4 protein-coding genes are annotated in these 2,710 nt (G+C 62.3%); 1 reads left to right on the top strand and 3 read right to left on the bottom strand.

What is annotated here, in order from left to right:
* Positions 1–1,412 (bottom strand): glycine--tRNA ligase subunit beta (glyS, locus tag AADA04_RS07185; protein ID WP_340692573.1); only part of this gene is annotated, 1,412 nt, incomplete at its 3' end.
* 170 nt (positions 1,413–1,582) lie between these two features.
* Between glyS and AADA04_RS07180 the strand changes: the two genes are divergently transcribed.
* Positions 1,583–2,068, top strand: coding sequence for a hypothetical protein (locus AADA04_RS07180; protein ID WP_340692572.1), 486 nt, complete (start codon positions 1,583–1,585; stop codon positions 2,066–2,068).
* A 9-nt stretch (positions 2,069–2,077) separates the two neighbouring features.
* On the opposite strand, the gene AADA04_RS07175 is transcribed toward AADA04_RS07180, so the two are convergent.
* Both AADA04_RS07175 and AADA04_RS07170 read right to left on the bottom strand, forming a co-directional pair.
* Positions 2,078–2,320 carry a CDGSH iron-sulfur domain-containing protein gene (locus tag AADA04_RS07175; RefSeq protein ID WP_340692571.1) on the bottom strand — a complete coding sequence of 81 codons (243 nt, stop codon included), beginning with the start codon at positions 2,318–2,320 and terminating at the stop codon, positions 2,078–2,080.
* Positions 2,321–2,413: 93 nt separating this feature from the next.
* On the bottom strand, positions 2,414–2,710 hold a 297-nt coding region (locus AADA04_RS07170), incomplete at its 5' end, for a glycine--tRNA ligase subunit alpha (protein ID WP_340692570.1).

Genomic DNA, 2,710 nt, shown 5'->3' with positions numbered 1-2,710 from the left:
TCTTTCGACCCTGTCGGCTTCTCGTCAATCGCCCAGAAGCCGACCAGCGTGTCCAGCTTGTCGGCCAGCGCCACGGCAATCGCCACCGGGTCGGTCGGCACGGCGTCTGACGGCCCCTGCGGCTTGTAATGGTCGCGGATTGCATCGGCGACCGCAGCGGGCTCACCCGCCTCCAGCGCATAATACCGCCCCATCACGCCCTGCAGTTCCGGGAATTCGCCAACCATTTCCGACACGAGGTCTGCCTTGGCGAGGCGTGCCGCACGTTCGGCGAGATCGGGGTCAGCGCCCACGGCAGGCGCCAGTTCGCGCGCCAGTGCCGCCACGCGCTCCACCTTGTCGCCAAGGCTGCCCAGCTCGTCCTTGAACGCAATCGTCGAGAGCTTCTTGGCCATCTCGTCCAGCGGCGTCGCCTTGTCCTTGTCCCAGAAGAACCGGCCATCATCCAGCCGCGCCGACAGGACCCGCGCATTGCCCGCCGCGATCTGTTTACCACCATCAGACGCGTCAATATTGGCGACCACGATGAAATGCGGTGCCAGCTTGCCGGTCTTCTTGTCATTCACGGCGAAGTATTTCTGGTGCGTGCGCATCGACAGCGTGATCACTTCCGGCGGCAATTCCAGGAAGGCCGGGTCCATATCGCCCAGAATGACCACCGGCCATTCGGCCAGGCCGGTCACCTCTTCCAGCAGGCCGGGGTCGTCGACCCATGCCAGCCCCGCCTTGGCGCACACGTCCGCAATGCCCTTGGCAATTACATCGCGCCGCGCATCGCGCGTGAGGCGCACATGGCCCTTGCCTTCGAGTTGTTTTTCGTAATTGGCCCAGCCCGTCACGGTGAACGGCCCGCGCCCATGCACACGGTGGCCCTCGGTCTGGTTGCCGCTGGCCAGCCCATCGACCTCGAACGGCACAATTTTGCCATCCAGAACGCAGAGAATCCGCTGCAGCGGACGCACCCAGCGCAGCTCGCCGGTGCCCCAGCGCATGCTCTTTGGCCAATGAAACCCGCGAATGATCGCCGGCACGGCATCAGCCACCACGTCGGCGGTCATCCGGCCCGGCTTGTCCAGCATGGCGACATAGAAGTCGCCTTTCTTCGGGTCGGTGCGTATTTCAGCCTGATCAATGGAGGAAAGCCCCGCCCCTTTCAGGAAGCCCTCAATGGCTGTGTCCTTCGAGCCGACCTTCGGCCCCTTGCGCTCTTCCGAGACATCCGCCGATTTGACCGGCAGGCCCGTCACGTTCACCGACAGGCGGCGCGGCCCGCTGGCCGTCTCCAGCGTATCAAAGGCAAGGCCCGCCCCTTTCAGCGCATCGCCCAGCGCCTTGCCGAGATCGGCCTCGGCCTTGGCCTGCATGCGTGCAGGGATTTCCTCGCAAAAGATCTCGAGCAGAAGGTCAGCCATAAGGGGTCCAGCCGTTTGGAATTGAGCCTGCACGGCATAGACGCGCCTGCGCCGGGGTCAAGTCTGGGGCGCCACCGGGCCTGCTGGCAAAACCCACGGATCGCGCCAAGGCTTGGCAAAGCCAGCAGGAATCCTGCAAGGTCCGGACGATACTCAGGGGAAACATCACCATGCTCGAACAGATCGCCTACGCGGCCCAAATCGTTGGCGTCGTCGCAGTCGTCGCGACACTTATTTATCTCGCCATTCAGGTCCGGCAGGGCACCGCGCTGCTGCGCTCTGAATCGCGGCAGGCTCAATTGTCGAACGACCAGAACGGCGTCTACAAATTCGTCGAGCATCCTGATCTGGGACGCATTTTCTCCCAGACGGAAACGCCCAGTTTTGAAGAGAAAACCAGACTGATCTTCTGGATGATTGGCCAGATGCGCGCCCGCGAATTTGAGTGGCTCCAATACAAGAGCGGCGCCATGGACAAGGAAGCCTGGGAATCCTATCGCGGCGTCATCTATTTTGTACTGGGCACCGAGCGCGCCCGGAATCTATGGGCCCAGTGTCGCTCTTACTTCAATGTCGGCTTCGTGCAGATGGTCAGCGACATGATGGAAGGCGTCCCCCCCACTGATTACTGGGATGATCTGGCAAAAATCGAGTAAGCGCGCGGCCTACAGGGCGTTATGCGAGCCGTCGCATAGCGGCGACTTGCTTGTGCGCTTGCAGGCACAGAAAAACGCGTTGCCGGACTTTTCCGCCTTCCAGCCGATCGGCTCGAAGGCCGTGCCCTTGTGGCTACCGTCGCAAAAAGGCTGTTTCTTCGACTGGCCGCACGCGCACCACCAATAGGTCTTGCCTGCCACCACTTCGACCGGGATCGGCTGTTTGCCAGCTATCTTCGGGGTCTTGCTCATCTGAATTCCTCCTCAGTCGTTTTGGCCACCTCAGCGGCATTCTCGCCGTGACGCGCTCATCCTTCAACTTCGCTCAGGACGAGCTTGGAAGCATCAGGCGTCCGCGCGCGTCTCTTCCTGCTCGGCCCATTGCGCCGCTGCGCCGCGCGCGAGGTCCCTCACCCGCGCGATATAGGCCTGGCGTTCGGTCGGGCTGATCGCGCCGCGGGCGTCGATCAGGTTGAACGTGTGGCTGGCCTTCAGCGCATAATCATAGGCTGGCAACGGCAGGTTCGCATCGCGCAGCGCGTTCGACTGGCTCTCGCAATCGGCAAACCAGCGCTTCAGCATCTCGACATCGGAATACTCGAAATTGAACGCCGATTGCTGCTTCTCGTTTTCGAGGAACAC

The sequence above is a fragment of the Hyphomonas sp. genome (assembly GCF_037969335.1).
GTDB lineage: Bacteria > Pseudomonadota > Alphaproteobacteria > Caulobacterales > Hyphomonadaceae > Hyphomonas.
The sequence above is the reverse complement of the archived record's forward strand: the minus strand, read 5'-3'. Positions and strand labels throughout refer to the sequence as shown.

What these genes read in the sequence shown, in the direction of transcription:
- AADA04_RS07180 (WP_340692572.1), top strand. Translation starts at nt 1,583, where the DNA reads ATGCTCGAACAGATCGCCTACGCGGCCCAAATCGTTGGCGTCGTCGCA.
- AADA04_RS07175 (WP_340692571.1), bottom strand. Translation starts at nt 2,320, where the DNA reads ATGAGCAAGACCCCGAAGATAGCTGGCAAACAGCCGATCCCGGTCGAA.